Origin of the sequence: Sporosarcina sp. FSL K6-5500, assembly GCF_038005665.1 — a bacterium.
Classification (GTDB): Bacteria; Bacillota; Bacilli; order Bacillales_A; family Planococcaceae; genus Sporosarcina; species Sporosarcina psychrophila.
The window spans coordinates 4,117,569-4,135,488 of record NZ_JBBOTP010000001.1 but is presented as its reverse complement, the minus strand read 5'-3'; the positions used below and the strand labels follow the sequence as shown (position 1 = coordinate 4,135,488).

The following is a 17,920-nucleotide window of genomic DNA, read 5'->3' as shown; positions in this document are numbered from 1 at the left end:
AGTAAAGGATTTCTATCCATTCAAGACTGTATTGAATACACTGTTGATAGTAATTTTAGCGAGTTTTATCGAATATGGTTACATAGAGTTAAACGAAGACAAAAGGTAGACGAGCATTATTAGGAATTACCTAAAAAGGTTTGCTGAAAAATAAGGGGGTGCTGCATGTTAGATTTGAATCCGGATCAATTTATTTTGAAACCGGCATTTGCCACTATTCATTGTGAGCCGACTTGGAAATGGAAAAAGCGCGATAAACCGTTCCCTAATTATGATTTATTTTATGTTTGGAGCGGTGAAGGAATATTGGTACTAAACGGAAAGTCTTATGATATACAAAAAGGGCACTGTTTTCTTTTTAAACATGGAGACGTGACAACTGCCACGCATAATCCCCAAGACCCCCTAGTATTAACCTATATTCATTTCGACTTAACTGAAACACCACAATTGGTCCCTACCGCCCATCGGATGGTTGAAAATACTTTCAGTTTTGAATCACTCTTAACTCAATACGTTCGCTTGTTATTAGTGAAAACATTTGGAATGGAAATAGAGGCAAAGCTCATCTTAAAGCAACTAATGATTCACCTATTGAGAGCAGAAGAAGAAAAGGTAGAGCAAATGGCTTACACGAGCAATATCTTGCTGGAAACTGTTCGGGAAATAGCTAACTATATTCAGCAGCATCCCGGTGAACAACATTCAATTGGAAGTTTAGCAGCTCGAGCCAATCTTTCTCCAAGATATTTTTCTCTGAAGTTTAAACAAATAATTGGCCATACGGTTAGATCATATATCATTCGTTCGCGCATTGAACGAGCGGAACATTTACTCCGTTATTCAGGTATGACAGTGACAGAAGCTGCGTATGTCCTTGGATACAGCGATCTCCATTTTTTCAGCAGACAATTTAAAAAGTACACAGGTAAAAACCCTTCAGAAATTCGTTAAACTCGCCAGGCTCTTATGCTTGGCTTTTTTTATTGCAAATTTACGGTATCACTAAAAAAGTGCAAATGTTTAAGCAATAAGTCTAAATCAATTCCATTTAATAATCGATATTATAAAAGTAGAAAATGAATTCAAATAGTAGAGGAGAACAGAGGTAGGTTGGGCTATTCAAGAAGTATGGAGGTAGTCATTGAATGTAATGAGTACATCATAAGCAAAATGTCATGAATGTTTTGGGGGAATAGATATGTCAGCTGATTATATACAACAACTGTTTGCAGACCGTTTAGGGGGTCCGCAATTTGGTTTAAAAGAGGAAATCTATAAATTTGAAAAAATAAAAAGAATAAAAAAAGAAGCATTGCAGGCAAATCCTCATATGGAATTGATCGATCTTGGCGTTGGAGAGCCTGATGCAATGGCAGATGAAGCAGTTGTGGAAATATTGGCAGAAGAAGCAAAGAAGCCTGAAAATCGCATGTATGCGGATAATGGGATAGTTGAGTTGAAGCATGCAGCTGCCAAATATATGAAACATGTATTTGGAGTGTATGACCTCGACCCAGAAACCGAGATCAACCATTCGATCGGATCAAAGTCAGCCTTGGCGATGCTTCCTGCAGCCTTCATCAATTCTGGTGATATTACACTTATGCCATCGCCCAGTTATCCTATTTTAGGCACTCACACAGAATACTACGGAGGAGAAATTGTCCATCTGCCGCTATTGGAGAGTAATTCATTTCTGCCAAAACTAGATTCATTGAATGAGGGTATTCTCAAGAAAGCGAAGCTACTTTACTTGAATTATCCGAACAACCCAACAGGGGCTGTAGCAACTGTAGAATTCTTTGAGGAAGTAGTCCAATTTGCAAAGAAAAATCAATTGATCGTTGTGCATGATGCTTCTTATGCTGCTCTCGTATTCGATGATGAAAAGCCGTTAAGCTTCCTTTCTGTACCCGGGGCAAAGGAGGTTGGAATAGAGCTTCATTCCTTATCGAAATCATTCAATATGACAGGCTGGCGCATTGGTTTTATGGCAGGAAATTCGAAACTTGTCAAAGTGATTAAGACAGTGAAGGACACTATTGACTCTGGTCAATTTATCGCCATACAAAAAGCAGCGGCATTTGCCCTTTCTCATCCAGAAATTACAGAACAAACTGTAGCTAAGTATTCACGGCGTCACAATCTTTTGGAAAAAGTTTTACGTGAGTGTGGCTTTAATGTTAAAAAACCGAAAGGATCATTTTTCTTATATACAAAGATACCAAAAGCGGTAGCAAGCGGTCCTCACTTTCAGTCAGCGGAAGAGTTTAGCCAATATTTATTACGTGAACATTTAATATCCAGTGTTCCATGGGATGATGCCGGACACTATGTGCGATTTTCGGTTACGTTTCAAGCGAAAGGAGTGAAAGAAGAGCAACGAGTAATCACTGAAATCAAAGCGAGGTTGAGTACATCCAAATTCATCTTTTAAGGGGGGGATAAAGTTGTTGTTTACTAAAATGCATGGTTTGGGAAACTCCTACGTTATTTTCAATCAATTAGAAACTGAAATGGACTACCAAGACTATAATCAGCTTGCTCAAATAGTATCTGATGTGAACTTCGGTATCGGGTCTGACGGCATAATAATAATAGGCTCTTCGGATATAGCAGATTTTCAAATGAGAATTTTTAACGTGGATGGATCGGAAGCAAGGAATTGTGGCAACGGATTGCGTTGTGTAGCAAAGATTCTTTTTGATCAAAAGTACGCTACAACATCCCATTTTACAATTGAAACGTTGGGTGGGGTGGTGCGTTTGGAAGTAGATGTAGACCATGAAAAGTACGTGCAGTATGTAACTGTTGATATGGGCGAGCCCAAACTACTAAAAAATAGGATACCGATGCAAGGAGATCCATTCTCGGTAGCGATAAATGAACCGCATTCTTTTGGAGGAGATGTGTATTACATGACTTATGTATCGATTGGGAATCCACATGCAATCATGTTTGTTGATGATGTGAATGAAGTGCCATTAGATAAAATAGGTCCTGTAATTGAACACTCTGATTTGTTCCCGGAACGAATAAACGTCGGAATTGTTCATGTCAAGAACAGCCAAGAAATTGATTATCGAGTGTGGGAACGTGGATCGGGTATAACAATGGCTTGCGGAACAGGGGCTTGCGCTGCGGTAGTAGCTGCCACATTAAACGATATGTTGGATAGACATCTTCCGATAACCGTTCATCTACCTGGAGGAGATTTGACGGTAAGTTGGGATGAACATGGCCACATTTGGAAAAGAGGTAAAGCAACATATATCTGCCATGGAGAATTGGGGAGAGACACCTATATTAATGGTTCAGTAATCGATGAAGGCAATGATTTTAGACAAAAGGGGAGGATCTAAGTATGAACAGAGAATCTATTTTAGATTTGGCTAAGATGCAAAATGTAAGGTATGTTCGACTACAATTTACAGACTTATTCGGGAAAATTAAAAATGTTGAAATTCCGATTAGTCAGTTGCCGAAAGCACTCGATAACAAAATGATGTTTGATGGCTCATCAATTGAAGGATTTGTACGTATTGAAGAATCTGATATGTATTTATACCCAGATTTAGATACGTTTATTATCTTTCCTTTTACAACAGAAAAAGGAAAGATCGCGCGTCTCATCTGTGATATTTATCATCCAGATGGAACACCATTTGAAGGTGACCCTCGCAATAATCTCAAAAGGATTTTAAATGAAATGAAAGTACTTGGGTTTTCTGATTTCAATGTTGGACCTGAACCTGAATTTTTCTTATTTAAACTCAATGACAAGGGTGAACCATCATTGGAATTGAATGATCATGGCGGTTATTTTGATCTTGCACCAACTGACTTAGGGGAAACTTGCCGTCGCGATATCGTATTTGAACTGGAAGAAATGGGATTTGAGATTGAAGCTTCCCATCATGAAGTAGCACCGGGCCAGCATGAAATTGACTTTAAATATCAAAGTGCCATAAGAGCCTGTGATGATATTCAAACCTTTAAGCTTATCGTTAAAACTATTGCTCGCAAACATGGGCTACACGCGACATTTATGCCTAAACCATTATTCGGCATAAATGGATCTGGCATGCATTGTAACTTGAGCTTATTCAAAAATGGCGAAAATGCATTTTATGATCCAAACGGGTTGCTAGAAATAAGTGATACTGCAAGAAGTTTTGTGGCAGGAATTCTGAAACATGCTCAGAGTTTTACTGCTATTACAAACCCTACTGTAAACTCCTACAAAAGGTTAGTTCCCGGGTATGAGGCGCCATGCTATGTGGCTTGGTCAGCAAGAAATAGAAGTGCACTTATTCGAATCCCCGCATCACGTGGAATGAGTACACGTGTAGAGGTTCGTAGTGTTGACCCTGCTGCAAATCCATATTTAGCCATGGCTGTCTTGTTAGCTGCGGGATTAGATGGCATTAAAAATAAATTAACACCTCCTGAAACAATTAACAAAAATATCTATGTGATGTCAAAAGAAGAGCGGGAAAAAACCGGAATCATTGATTTGCCGGCTACTTTAGCTGAGGCACTAAAAAAATTAAAAGCAGACAAAGTGATTACTCAAGCTATAGGCAGCCATTTGTTGGAACGGTTTATTGAAGCAAAAGAAATTGAATGGGATATGTATAGGACACAAGTACACCCATGGGAACGCGATCAATATCTGTCGCAATATTAATGAAGCGGTGGATAGTGAAAAAAAGCTAATATGTAAATTTCTAATGAGAAGGAGTGATTGCGAGTGTGTGGAATAACAGGATGGATTGATTGGCATCAAGATTTGACACAGCAAGTATTCATTGTGGAAAAGATGGCGAATTCATTGGCGAAGCGTGGTCCGGATGCTTCTAATGTATGGAGTTCGCGCCATCTGTTACTTGGTCATACCCGGCTTATAGTTGTCGATCCTGCCGGAGGTATACAGCCGATGTCAATAGAAAAAAACAACCATACTTTTACTATCGTATATAACGGAGAGCTTTATAATACAGAAGAAATTAGAAAGGAATTACTACAAAGAGGGTACTCTTTTCAGTCATATTCCGATACGGAAGTGTTACTGACGGCATATATCGAGTGGGGAGAAAATTGCGTAATGCATCTAAATGGAATTTTTGCATTTGCTGTTTGGGATCAACACCGAGAGCAGCTTTTTATGGCAAGAGACCGACTTGGTGTCAAACCTCTATTTTACCGTGAAGAAAACGGATCGCTCATATTTGGTTCAGAGATTAAAGCAATACTGGCACATCCAAAAGTGAAAAGTGAAGTGGACAGGGAGGGGTTTCAGGAAATATTTGGATTAGGTCCATCCCGGACTCCTGGTCATGGTGTCTTTCGGGGCATTAATGAACTTCGCCCAGCTCATGCATTAATTTACAATCGAAATGGACTGAAAAATTGGCGGTATTGGAATGTAGAAAGCAAAAAGCATCATCATACGTTAGATGAGACGGCTGAACAAGTAAAAATTCTTGTAAAGGATGCCGTTGAGCGCCAGTTAGTTGCTGATGTACCTGTTTGTACATTCTTATCTGGAGGAATTGATTCGAGTGCTATTAGTTCATTTGCTTCTGAATATTTTAAAAAAGAGGGACGTGGTACTCTTCATACGTACTCCATTGACTACGAGCACAACAATCAATATTTCAAAGCGAGTTCCTTTCAGCCTGATCAAGATGCACCATGGATAGAGAAAATGCAACAATATTTGGGGTCTATTCATCACTCGGCTATTATAAATAATGATCAGCTGGCAAATCTGTTGGAAGAAGCAGTGATGATGAGAGATTTACCTGGTATGGCAGACGTAGACTCATCATTGTTATGGTTTTGCGAACAGATGAAACAAGATTATACAGTTGCATTGTCTGGTGAGTGTGCGGATGAGATCTTCGGAGGATATCCATGGTTCTATAAAGAAGAACTGCTGCACGGAAAGGAGTTTCCGTGGATGCGGTCACAAACGGAAAGACAGCAGCTGTTGCTTCCACATTGGCAAAAGAAACTCGATTTGGAAGGCTATGTGAGGGATCGCTATAACGAAACGATTAGTGAAGTGCCTCTTCTAGGGGGAGAAACCCAAATAGAAGCACGGCACCGGGAAATGTCTTATTTAAATATGATTTGGTTTATGTCAACGCTTCTGGAGCGAAAAGATCGCATGAGTATGGGAGCAAGTTTAGAAGTACGGGTTCCATTCGCCGATCACCGAATTGTTGAATATGCCTGGAACATACCGTGGGAAATGAAAATGCTGAACGGCCAAGAGAAAGGAATATTACGAAAGGCTTTAGAAGGAGTACTTCCTAATGAAATTCTATACCGGAAAAAGAGTCCGTACCCTAAAACACATCATCAAACATATATGAAACTCGTAAAGACTAAGTTAAACAACATCCTAGATAATAAAACATCTCCCCTACTAGAACTTGTCTCAAAACAAAGAGTCAAGGACATCATCAATTCAGACGGATCCTCATTCAAAGTTCCTTGGTTCGGTCAGCTTATGACAGGCCCCCAACTCATCGCCCACCTATCCCAAATTAACATGTGGTTAGTAAACTACAACATAAACATCATTGATAACTAATCTCCTTCGTTCTTTATTGTTTTTAAGTGGCCGCAAGCAGCAAACGTTTTATGTCAGTGACTCCGCTCATTTATATAGCTTGCTTGACGTGTGAATAAAGTAACCCCACGGGAATTAGAATAATCCTTGGGGTTATTATTCCCATATTATTTCGTTCAAAAGGTTTTTTCGCTTACCTTAAGAAAGAGAGGAAACCCCTGAGAATATAACCACAAAATGAACATGGATTTCAGGATATATTCATAATTAATTACTCCTTTGACGTAGCTAATGAAATTATAAATACTGCTGAATTTAATTGTATGAATTTATTAAGTAATATAGAATTAACTTATCATTACAATGAAAAATATAGTGGCAAAGGTTTCGCAAGAGAAACAGCGCATTCTTACTTAAAAATTGCCAGAAATCATGTGGAAGTGCACGTGGTCACAGGATCTGGAAGTCCTGATAGTCAAAGGTCACTAAAGGTATTGGAAAAGGTCGGCTTTACTTTTTTAGGTATGAAATGATTTGAGGATACGGGCCAGGATGAACCTAACTATGAGTATCCTTTTTAACTAATCATCCATAAACTGTATTGGATGCAACCAAAAAAAGCTTGATAATCCATTTTCTTTGTTGTAGGATATTAACTAATTCGATTTCAATGAATTTTAACTATACTTGTAACAGCGATGATAAAGACATGAATTGTTTTGATGGTTTCCAGAGAGGGAAGTATTGCTGAAATCTTCCTAACTTAGAAAAACAATTTACCACTTTTGAGCTGCATGAAGCCGTCTATGCTACGTTACAGCACCATGAGCAAACGCCATTGTTGGATGGTGTTAGAAATTTGGGTGGAATCACGAGCAAACACACTCGTCCCTTTACTAGGGATGGGTGTGTTTATTTGTATAGAAATTTAACTGAATAACGATAAAAGCGATGACGAAGACATGAATTATTTTGATGGTTTCCAGAGAGGGAAGTATTGCTGAGAACTTCCTAACGCAGAAAATAATTTACCACTTTTGAGCTGTATTAGTGAAATGAAGTAACTAATTCCGTTAATGCTACGTTACAGCGCCATGAGTTAACACCATTGTTGGATGGTGTTAGAAATTTGGGTGGAATCACGGGTAAATCATACTCGTCCCTTTATTTGGGACGGGTATTTTTTTGTCTAGGAAATTATAAAATCTCGTACTATGGATAATTTGTAACTTAGAGATTTTACGTCTAGACTCCAGCGCCTAGCCCCTCGAGTCGCTTCTGTCATGTAGGTAAAGGCAAAGAACGCCTTTACCTACATGCCTTCCAGCGCTTATCATGGCTGAACAGGCGCTTAAGCTTTTGTTCTATAAAAAATTGGATGGGGTGTTTTAAGATGAATGACAAGCAAATTGAGATTCGATTTCCAGACGGTAGCCGAAAGAATTTTCCTCTAGGTATTACATTAGCGGATATTGCACAGTCCATTAGCTTAAGTTTGAGAAAGAATGTTGTAGCGGGAAAAGTGAATGATCAATTATATGATTTATCACAATGCATTATGGAGGATGCTGCGATTACACTTTTCACAAAGGAATCGATAGAAGGACTCGAAGTTCTAAGGCACACAACTGCACATGTGCTAGGGCAGGCGGTTAAAAGACTTTATGACGATTCGAAGTTAGGGATTGGACCCATAATTGAACACGGTTTTTACTATGACTTTCTATCGGATACAAGCGTCACTTCGAATGATTTAGTAATGATTGAAAAAAAGATGCAAGCTATTATCGAAGAAGATTTGAAAATTGAACGTATAGAAGTCACGTATGGAGAGGCAGAAGAACTATTTGAGAAGCGTGGCGAATTGTTTAAGTTAGAACTATTAAAAGACATACCAGCGGACGAGAAAATTTCCCTTTATAAACAAGGAGAATTTATAGACCTTTGCCGCGGACCACATTTACCGTCAACTGGATGGATAAAAGCATTCAAGTTAACGCAGGTGTCAGGTGCTTATTGGCGGGGAGATAGTGATAATCAAGTGATGCAACGTATCTATGGAATTTCCTTTTTGAAAAAGAAAGACTTAGAACAGCATTTGTATTTTTTGGAGGAAGCAGAAAAAAGGGATCATCGAAAACTTGGAAAGCAACTTGAATTATTCATGTTCTCTGAGGAAGCACCAGGCATGCCGTTCTATTTACCGAATGGGCAGATAATACGCACTGAGCTAGAGAACTTTTCACGTGCACTTCAGACGAAGGCGGGGTACGCAGAAGTCCGCACGCCTTTCATGATGAATCAACGTTTGTGGGAGCAATCGGGGCACTGGGATCATTACCATGAGAATATGTATTTTTCAGAAGTGGAAAACGCAAAATTTGCGATGAAGCCGATGAACTGTCCTGGCCATATGCTAATATTCAAAAATAGTCTTCATTCATACCGTGATTTACCAATACGTATGGCTGAATTCGGTCAAGTCCATCGCCATGAATTTAGTGGTGCTCTTAACGGACTATTAAGGGTTCGAACATTTTGCCAAGACGATGCGCATATTTTTGTGAGACATAATCAAATTAAAAGCGAAATAAAGCAAGTTATTCATCTGATTGATGAAGTTTATCGAACTTTTGGTTTTGAATATTCGATTGAACTTTCAACTAGGCCAGAACAATCACTAGGAAGTGATGAGATTTGGAATGATTCAGAAGAGGCTCTAAAGAATGTATTAGAGGATCTAGCGGTTACTTATCAATTAAATGAGGGGGATGGTGCATTTTACGGACCAAAAATTGACTTTCATATTAAAGATGCACTTGGACGCAGCCACCAATGCGGCACAATTCAACTCGATTTCCAAATGCCTGAAAAGTTTGACCTCACGTATATTGATGAAAACAACGAAAAAGTTCGGCCGGTGGTCATTCACCGTGCAATTTTTGGCTCAATCGATCGTTTTTTCGGCATACTGATTGAACATTTTGCAGGTGCTTTTCCAACATGGCTCGCTCCTAGGCAAGTACAAATTGTTCCTGTTTCAAGTGTACATTTGGATTACGCATTGTGTGTACAGTCCGTTTTAAGAAATGAAGGCATACGTGTTGAAATTGATCAGCGGAACGAAAAGTTAGGTTACAAGGTAAGAGAAGCCCAACTTCAGAAGGTTTCTTATACACTTATTCTTGGTGACAAAGAGGTTAGTGATGGAACGGTGAATGTTCGGGAATTTGGTAGTCAGAAAACGGAGTGTTTATCTATTGAAGGCTTTACTTTGCTAATTAAACAACAGATAGAGCAGCGTGTCCTTTAAGAATCTTAATTCTTCGAAATTGTGAGTAGTTGGAATTGACGGTATAATTGATTAAAAGAATATCTTTCCAATAAGAATAGGGGGATTTAATGGTCTATAGTAGAAGTTATACGTTCAAGACGTGAAATCACTAGTTTTCAGGAGAAAGAAATTCCTAAGGCATACTGTATCAAATCATAGACTCAGCTTTATGCACCTTGGAGGAATAATTTTCCTTATCGTGAATTTATCGTCATTGAAAAACGTGGGACAATTGACTGTTTGGAAAAAACGACACCCTTCATGAAATGGCTGTCTACTGCGCAAGTGGCGATTGTTATGACTGGGCGACCTGATATCAGTAAATAGTGGCTGCAAGATGCATCCATCGCGACAGCATTTACCTGGATTAGTCATTTCAGTTCTGAGTAGGCATAATTTGACGCATATGTTTACTTAATACTTATCTTTTCTTTCTGATACTATTACTATTATTTTATGTGAAATGAAAATAAGAATGCTTGACTTGAAGGGAATGAAATTCATGGATGTTGTGTTTAAAACTGAAAAAGCTGTATTTAATTATCGAGTAGCTGGAATTTGGATTGAAAATGGGCATGTTTTATTACATCGGGATGTAAATGAGTCGCAATGGTCGCTTCCTGGGGGAAGAGTTGAAATTGCGGAGGATTCGCAAAGCAGCCTTAAAAGGGAATTTCGTGAAGAATTGGGAATTGACGTGCATGTGGACCGAATGGCTTTGGTCATCGAGAATTTCTTTGAACATGGCGGGAGAGACTTTCATGAAATTGGCTTTTATTATGCGATAACATCAAAGGGGAATCCATCTTCATATAACGAAGCCCCTTTTCATGGCATTGAAGGCGAGCGATTAATATTTAAATGGACACCAATCAAAGAACTGAATGAATTCGCATTATACCCTGAATGTTTACGTGCCGTTTTAAAAGATATGACGCCGTATATCCAACATTTTGTAGTTAAATAATAGAAGTTTATCAATCTTAATTCTAGTAAAAATGATTATTCTTTTAGAACAGGAAAAACTAAATAATGAGTACTTTGATAAGCGCTCATTATTCAGTTTTTTACATATATGATGGGACTTAGCTTGGAAGTCCTGCTTTAATCCCAAAAATAAAGAATATCATAGAAATTGCTAGTAGTTTAACGAAATACATTGTCGGGCACTCCAGTTCTTACTGTTACGACCAGTGCCCTGCAATAAATTCATCCCGACCAGAAAGTGCGCGGTCTTCTTCGTAATGCTCTTGTTCTTTTGCGTGATAATCCTGGTGATAGTCTTCTGCACGGTAAAATGTTTCAGTGGGACGGATTGGTGTCACAATCGGTTTAGAGAATGTACCGCTTGCACCAAGTTTATCTTTAGACGTTTCGGCAATTTGACGCTGCTCATCTGTATAATAGAAGATAGCTGTTGAATATGAATGTCCGCGGTCTTGGAATTGTCCATCTGCATCGGTCGGGTCGATTTGCTGCCAAAATACATCCAGCAATTTATCATAGGAAAAAACGGATGGATTATATGTGATTTCGACGACCTCTAAATGACCAGAGTCGCCCTTTTTGACATCTTCATATGTAGGATTCACAACATGTCCTCCCATATAACCGGATACGACGTCGTGGATACCGTCCCACTCTTTAAATGGTTTCACCATACACCAAAAACAACCACCAGCAAATGTGGCTTTTTCAACTATTTCTTTAGTCATCGTTACCAACACCCTTTCATTGCATATAAGTAAATTGTATCATAATTAGAATAGTAGAAAATAGTTGTTTGCCTCTGTTTAGTACAATAGCAAAAAGAGCGCCTACTAAGCGCTCTTACAGTTGAGAGATGCTAATGAGCGGTTGAGATTGGATTATTTTTTATATTAATAGATGAAGCTTGCGCCAATGATTATCAATAGTATAAAAAGCACAACAAGCAAAGCAAACGAGCTACCTTCTCCACCACCATGTTCACGTCCCATATCTTACACCACCTTTCTTCACCAACATCTATGTAACATATGCAGGGATGTAATGGGGGGAGTGGGGAACTGTTGTAAATCGACCATTATAGAATAAATATTAATGGATATAACTACATTAACAGACCTAGATCCGCGCAAAAAATAGTTAAGGTTAACCTCAAGGGCCCATCGTGTTATAATTGAAATAATTAGACGCAACCAAGAGACTTCCTGTTCGTCCTAATGGAGATATCACTTTTTGGAGGAATCAATAATGGAAGAACATTATGAAGGGCCAGTACCGAAAAGAAGAAGAAAGAAAAAACTTCGCATCGGCAGGGTCATCTTTTTAATAGTCACACTCTGTTTTATCGGAGCTGGGTTGTATTCATATACTGAATACAATGCGGGGAAATCGTTGGCAAAAAACAATGGGATTGACCCGGGTCCGTTTAAAGGGGATGCTACAGATCCGAAGTATACATCCGTTGAAAATTACTTACTGCTCGGTGTGGACGATGATGGCAGTGGGAAATCGCGGACAGATACGATGATGGTGCTATCTTGGGATAAGGGTGCTGGGAAGATACGGGTGATTTCATTTATGCGTGATATTTATGCGGAGATTCCAGCATACAAGTCGTATAAGTTAAATACCGCCTATTATCTCGGCAAACTGCAGACTACGAAAGACACGATAACAGGGATGTTTGGTGTCCCTATTCATCACTATGCAATCGTTGATTTTGCTAACTTTGAATCGATTGTTGATATTGCGTTTCCAGGCGGAGTAGAGATTGATGTTAAAAAAGAAATGTCAGAAAAGATTGGCGTTACACTTATGCCAGGAAAAAAACAGTTGAACGGCAAGGAATTACTTGGCTATGCGCGTTTTCGTGCAGATGAAGAAGGTGATTTTGGTCGAGTTGCACGACAACAAGAAGTAATCTCTGCGATGAAGGACGAAGCGATGCGACCAGGAATGATTGCAAATGTGCCGAAGCTTGCAGGAGCGTTATCAGGTTTCATCAATACGGACTTAACGTCAAAAGACGAAATTTCACGTGCAATCTCCCTTATAATGAAAAAAGGTGCAGAAGTTGAAACGATGACTGTTCCAATAGAGGGATCCTATTCATTTAATTCGTATCCACACGCTGGATCTGTTATTGAAGTGGATAAAGTGAAAAATAAAGAGGCGATCTCAAAATTCCTTAATATGAAGTTGGATTAATAGCACAAACTTGACGAGAGTAGAGGATGCCCATGGAAGCTGATGAGAATAGAAATAAACCGATTTCGAATATAATTCGTTTTTTAGGTGGGCGTAGCACGTTGTTTGTTCTCATTTCACTATTATTGATTGGCTTAATCATACTTATTTTTAATCGGATTTCTTTCATTTTTTATCCGATTACTGTCTTTTTCTCGACGGTAGTATTGCCAGTCATTCTTGCAACAATTGCTTATTACTTACTAAGGCCCATCTTACGTTTATTAGAAAAAATCAAAATACCACGAATCTGGGGTATATTAATTCTATTCATCGGAGCCGTGGGTCTTATCACCTTGCTGGTCTTTATGGTATTTCCATTCTTGAAAATACAGTTTAATAACCTTGTCGAAGACTTCCCTACATATTTCAGCCAGATGGTGCTGAAAATCGATGAGTTTTTAAGAACATCGATTTTCGCTTCTTATTATGAAAGTTTGGATATTAACGTAAAAAATATCCTTGAATCTGGGCAAGGGGATATCGGAAAGTATTTCACGGATGCGGTCGGTGGAATTGCAAGTGGTCTTAGTTCTTTCATTTCTGCTTTAACTGGTTTTGTTCTTGCAATTATTACGGTGCCCTTTATTCTCTTCTATTTATTGAAAGATGGGGAGAAGCTGCCACGTTACTTTGTTCAGATGCTGCCTCCGCACATGCGTAATGACGCTAAAACCATTCTTCGCGATGCGGATCACCAAATTAGTTCTTATATCCAGGGGCAAATTCTTGTCGCGATTTGCATTGGTGTCATGGTTTCAATTGGGTTTCTTATCATCGGAATGAAATACGCGTTACTGCTCGGTGTCATTGCAATGTTTACAAGTGTCGTCCCGTACCTAGGACCGCTTATCGCAATTACTCCTGCAGTCATTATCGCTGTGGCATCGCCCTTCATGCTTATCAAGTTAGCAATCGTTTGGACAATTGTTCAACTCATCGAAGGGAAGTTTATTTCACCGCAAATTATGGGGAAATCATTGCATACACATCCGGTCACTATCATTTTTGTTTTACTCACTGCAGGATCGTTGTTCGGTGTGCCCGGTGTCGTTCTCGGAATCCCGGGATATGCACTCATTAAAGTTGGGGTAACACATTTATTTAAATTGTTCAAAATACGGTATAATAAACATGTAGCTGCTGAAGGCTTATATTATGAAGATCCGGATGGTCGAAGATTGGGGGAATAGAACATGGTAAGGCAGTTTTTATCAACGATTGAATATGGAGAAATGACCGTTAATACAAACGTCGATGGACCGAATGTCGCTTTTGGTGAAACACTTTCCGGCACGGTTTATATCGATGGGGATGCCAGTGATGAACTCGTCGATTTTATTGTGATTGAGTTGTTGAAACGGTCGGAAATTGATGAAGTGATTATTGCAAAACAATCTATTGAAATAATGAGTGACATCAAATCAAAAGAAACATGGATGATTTCGTTTGAAATGGTACCTGACGAGCGATGGGAGAGCGAATCGGAAACTCGAATCCAAACGCTTATTTTAAAGACCACTGTTCATCTGAAAAATGGAATTGATATCCAAGATGAAGGCGAAATTACATATACATGATATCCAACGCGTCCAACTATATGGACGCGTTTTTGCATTTCGCCAAAGCCACTCATATGCAAGGGATTGAATTTTCTATCAATACAGTTACTTATACTTTTCTTGCTGTATAATTGTAGAAAGAGTTGGTGGGGGGAATTCATTAATGGAAAAAATTATTCCTATTTTTCACTCGTTATCTAAAAGCATGCGTGGCATTCATAAGTCGAGCTGCAATGTGATTTCAATCGTTCAAAGTTCAATACTTTATGAGATTTCATTAATGAATAAACCGTCCATGCAAATGGTGGCTGAAGCTGTCGGTATGGACATCACGACGTTTTCCAGACAGATTGGTACGTTGGAGAAGAAAGAGCTGGTCGTCCGAACTCCTTATGAAGGAGACCGGAGAATATATTTATTGTCGTTAACTGGAAAGGGCAGTGACATGGTGGTGGCCATCAATGGAATCATTGCTTCCAAAATGGAGAATGCCTTGGCTTCTATGAATGATTTTGAACGTGAAACAGTCCTTCGCTCTATGCATGTATTGGAGGTAAAGCTGCGAGGGAACTAAGTAGTAATCAGGGATGAGGGGATTACTATGTGTGAAATTTGCATATTGCAAGTGATTAAATTGTCGATAAATTGCGGCATGTAAATAGATGAGGTAAATAATTTGCAAAATGCAAGTGAATAACTTCGCTTTTTTCGTGAGGGTAGGTTGGTTTTGCTAATTATTTGTAGAGTGCAACTATTCTTTATATGTATACGAGTTACTAACTACTTGGTGTTTACGTATTAAGAATAATTTATGGACAGGCCTTTTTAATAAGATTGATAAAGGAAAGGGTTCATACAGCTCTAGCCGTTCATTCATGGTCTTTTTATTAACGAAATGTGTTTAAGTGACGGTTTGAATAGCTGTCACCAAACACTATTATAAGGTTTTTATAGCTTTTGCTTTAAATCTCGCTTGCTGAATTTCGTAATAAGTTTGTGAAGAAAGAATTCGCGATTAATTTACCAGTAGTAAAAAAAGAGGGACTTCAAAAAGAATAGTAAGGGACAAATCAAGAACGTCTAATCGGGCGTTCTTTTTATTTACCCAAAATAAGGAGTGATGGAATGGCTGACGGAGACGTTAAAATGATCATCTAACGGGCATTAAGACTTTTTTAGCACAATGGTTAAAAAATGACATGACTGAAGCTTTAGAATCCGCTAATTCGGCTTATTACAAGTTCGATAAGGGGGTAAGACGATATTGTATGTTGAACGGCACAGTGACTGTAGGAGTCCACATTGTAGTAATGGTAGCTTTGTTGTGGCAAAACCTTCAATGGAAATACAGGAAATAGGCCGTTACCGAAAGGACGAGTAGTTCATAAAATAGTAGAAGGGAAAGAGGTGATTAAATGTTTGAAGTTTACGATGTAGTCTTAATTCCTCTGATATTGGGGATTGTGGAGTTGTTTAAAAGGGCTGGCGTGAGTAAAAAAGTGTTGCCGTTTATCGCTTTAGTAATCGGTATTGCTGTAGGTGTGATTTATGTGGCTGACTTTGATTTAAAACAGGGTATATTAGTTGGTGCAATGTTAGGGTTATCAGCCTCAGGATTGTATTCAAGTGCTAAAAACACTGTAGAGAAGAGTGACGAGTAATCGTTACTCTTTTTTAGGTGTAGCTTTGTTAAAATCTGATGAGAACGTACGCCCTTGCTTTGCTGGGATAAACAATAGAGAACGGAATTGTTTTGGATGATTTCCAAGGTAATGAATGTAGAAATCAGAAAGCTACTTATAGCGGGGCAATATAGGTTAAAAGAGTTTTTTTTCTTACATCATGGGCGGCATGATGTAATAAGTGCCACCAACCCTTGATATGTATGGGTTTGTGAGTAAGATAAAAGTGGTTTGCTAACAATTTGCTAACATAGAGGATTTTAATCGAGGCTTCTCATCAGTTCAGTGAACTTTTGGGAGGCTTCTTTTTTCATTTCTTGCGTGACATGGAGGTAAACATTTTTGGTGATTTGATCATCCGTATGGCCAAGACGGTCCATGATTTGTTCAAGGGAAACGCCTGCTTCAGCGAGTAGCGAGGTATGCGTATGCCTTAGTGAATGTGGTGTAAGTTTTTTATTGAGACCGGCAATTTTCAATAACCTTCCCATTCTGTTTTGACAATTTTTAATGACTATTGGATAGCCATATTGGCGTTTTGTTTTTGCGAAAATAAAATCCTTGTTGTAATAAGCATCCCCTAGCCGTTCAATTACCCGATTCTGGGCTTCTTTATGGCTTTTCAATGTGTTGATTACTTCTGCATCCACAATAATCTTTCTCCGTGATCTTTTTGTTTTTGGTGGCAGCAGTTGATATTGAAATGTATTATTTTTCTCATTGTAATAGGTTTTCGTAATACTTATTGTGTGGTTCACAAAGTCAATATCTTTCCATTTTAAAGCGACTAACTCACCGGCGCGGATGCCCGTGTAGGAAAAGATCAGAAACATCAAATAGTCAGGCTCCAGGCCATGTTCCTTGGCCGTTTTTAAAAATAGGGCCAACTCTTCTTTCTCTAGATATTTTGGAAGTTCCTCTTCCTCCAACTGTTCAATTGTTTTCTTATCCTTTTTCAGATAAGCGAATTCGGTTGGATCCTTTTTGATCATCTCCAATTCCAAAGCCTTTCGGAATATCATCCTCCCAGTACGATTCACACCACTCATTGTGCTTTCGGAGTATCCAAGGTCCTTCAGATCGTTTAAGGCATCTTGATAGCCCCGTCTGGTGATATCCTTTAGCTTGAGCCGTGCAAAGTAAGGCAATAATTTGCTGATCTCATGACGCCTTACACGAATCGTACCCGGCTTTACGTCTTTTGAGTCCGTGTAGATTTTAAGCCATTCGTTTGCAAACTCACAAAACGTTTGATCCGTTTCCTCCAAATATGTTGCTTGGTTTACCTCATGGATGAGAGCGGTTGCTGCTTCTTCCGCCTCCTGTTTAGTTTGAAAACCGCTTCTAACCTTTTGCTTTCTTTTGCCGGTGACTGGATGTATCCCAATGTCCACGGTGAAAGCCCATTTGGAACCACAAGTACACTTTTTCTTCTTGCACTTGCAACCTCTCCTGTAAAAATGTCCTTTCATTGAATGCCCTCACTTTCTTTAATATTTTTTATTGCAATATCTATTCTCTC

General features: G+C 38.9%; 16 protein-coding genes and 1 other annotated feature. Of the genes, 13 read left to right on the top strand and 3 right to left on the bottom strand.

What is annotated here, in order from left to right:
• The first annotated feature begins 165 nt into the window (after nt 1-165).
• The 8 genes from MKX62_RS19700 (at nt 166) to MKX62_RS19670 (ending at nt 10,887) form a co-directional block, all read left to right on the top strand.
• Complete coding sequence (locus MKX62_RS19700) at nt 166-954, top strand: AraC family transcriptional regulator (RefSeq protein ID WP_338656611.1); 789 nt, start codon at nt 166-168, stop codon at nt 952-954.
• Between the two features lie 247 nt (nt 955-1,201).
• Entirely contained in the window at nt 1,202-2,440 is a 1,239-nt protein-coding gene (locus MKX62_RS19695) for an LL-diaminopimelate aminotransferase (protein ID WP_338656613.1), read from the top strand.
• A gap of 13 nt (nt 2,441-2,453) precedes the next feature.
• A complete protein-coding gene (dapF, locus tag MKX62_RS19690) occupies nt 2,454-3,365 on the top strand; it encodes a diaminopimelate epimerase (RefSeq protein WP_338656615.1) in 912 nt (303 codons plus the stop codon).
• A 2-nt stretch (nt 3,366-3,367) separates the two neighbouring features.
• Nucleotides 3,368-4,693, top strand: coding sequence for a type I glutamate--ammonia ligase (glnA, locus tag MKX62_RS19685; protein WP_338656616.1), 1,326 nt, complete (start codon nt 3,368-3,370; stop codon nt 4,691-4,693).
• 63 nt (nt 4,694-4,756) lie between these two features.
• Nucleotides 4,757-6,607, top strand: coding sequence for an asparagine synthase (glutamine-hydrolyzing) (asnB, locus tag MKX62_RS19680; RefSeq protein WP_340742143.1), 1,851 nt, complete (start codon nt 4,757-4,759; stop codon nt 6,605-6,607).
• A gap of 236 nt (nt 6,608-6,843) precedes the next feature.
• Complete coding sequence (locus MKX62_RS24490) at nt 6,844-7,119, top strand: GNAT family N-acetyltransferase (protein WP_445683558.1); 276 nt, start codon at nt 6,844-6,846, stop codon at nt 7,117-7,119.
• A 409-nt stretch (nt 7,120-7,528) separates the two neighbouring features.
• Nucleotides 7,529-7,753, top strand: a binding site (T-box leader).
• Nucleotides 7,754-7,979: 226 nt separating this feature from the next.
• Nucleotides 7,980-9,899 carry a threonine--tRNA ligase gene (thrS, locus tag MKX62_RS19675; protein WP_338656618.1) on the top strand — a complete coding sequence of 640 codons (1,920 nt, stop codon included), beginning with the start codon at nt 7,980-7,982 and terminating at the stop codon, nt 9,897-9,899.
• A gap of 523 nt (nt 9,900-10,422) precedes the next feature.
• On the top strand, nt 10,423-10,887 hold the full coding sequence (locus tag MKX62_RS19670; protein WP_340742142.1) for an NUDIX hydrolase: 465 nt from the start codon (nt 10,423-10,425) through the stop codon (nt 10,885-10,887).
• A gap of 217 nt (nt 10,888-11,104) precedes the next feature.
• On the opposite strand, the gene msrA is transcribed toward MKX62_RS19670, so the two are convergent.
• Both msrA and MKX62_RS19660 read right to left on the bottom strand, forming a co-directional pair.
• On the bottom strand, nt 11,105-11,635 hold the full coding sequence (gene msrA, locus MKX62_RS19665; protein WP_338656621.1) for a peptide-methionine (S)-S-oxide reductase MsrA: 531 nt from the start codon (nt 11,633-11,635) through the stop codon (nt 11,105-11,107).
• A gap of 165 nt (nt 11,636-11,800) precedes the next feature.
• The gene (locus MKX62_RS19660) at nt 11,801-11,899 is read right to left on the bottom strand and encodes a YjcZ family sporulation protein (protein ID WP_082786576.1); all 99 of its coding nucleotides are present in this window, start codon (nt 11,897-11,899) and stop codon (nt 11,801-11,803) included.
• 256 nt (nt 11,900-12,155) lie between these two features.
• Between MKX62_RS19660 and MKX62_RS19655 the strand changes: the two genes are divergently transcribed.
• The 5 genes from MKX62_RS19655 to MKX62_RS19635 all read left to right on the top strand — a co-directional run bounded on the left by MKX62_RS19655 (nt 12,156) and on the right by MKX62_RS19635 (nt 16,377).
• On the top strand, nt 12,156-13,115 hold the full coding sequence (locus MKX62_RS19655; protein WP_067209453.1) for an LCP family protein: 960 nt from the start codon (nt 12,156-12,158) through the stop codon (nt 13,113-13,115).
• 26 nt (nt 13,116-13,141) lie between these two features.
• On the top strand, nt 13,142-14,347 hold the full coding sequence (locus tag MKX62_RS19650) for an AI-2E family transporter (protein WP_338656624.1): 1,206 nt from the start codon (nt 13,142-13,144) through the stop codon (nt 14,345-14,347).
• Nucleotides 14,348-14,350: 3 nt separating this feature from the next.
• Complete coding sequence (locus MKX62_RS19645; protein ID WP_067209440.1) at nt 14,351-14,734, top strand: sporulation protein; 384 nt, start codon at nt 14,351-14,353, stop codon at nt 14,732-14,734.
• 145 nt (nt 14,735-14,879) lie between these two features.
• Entirely contained in the window at nt 14,880-15,290 is a 411-nt protein-coding gene (locus tag MKX62_RS19640) for a MarR family winged helix-turn-helix transcriptional regulator (protein ID WP_067209437.1), read from the top strand.
• 841 nt (nt 15,291-16,131) lie between these two features.
• Nucleotides 16,132-16,377: a hypothetical protein gene (locus MKX62_RS19635; protein ID WP_067209436.1), complete on the top strand. Its 246-nt coding sequence runs from the start codon at nt 16,132-16,134 to the stop codon at nt 16,375-16,377.
• A 281-nt stretch (nt 16,378-16,658) separates the two neighbouring features.
• On the opposite strand, the gene MKX62_RS19630 is transcribed toward MKX62_RS19635, so the two are convergent.
• Nucleotides 16,659-17,870 carry a site-specific integrase gene (locus MKX62_RS19630; RefSeq protein WP_338656628.1) on the bottom strand — a complete coding sequence of 404 codons (1,212 nt, stop codon included), beginning with the start codon at nt 17,868-17,870 and terminating at the stop codon, nt 16,659-16,661.
• Nucleotides 17,871-17,920: the final 50 nt, after the last annotated feature.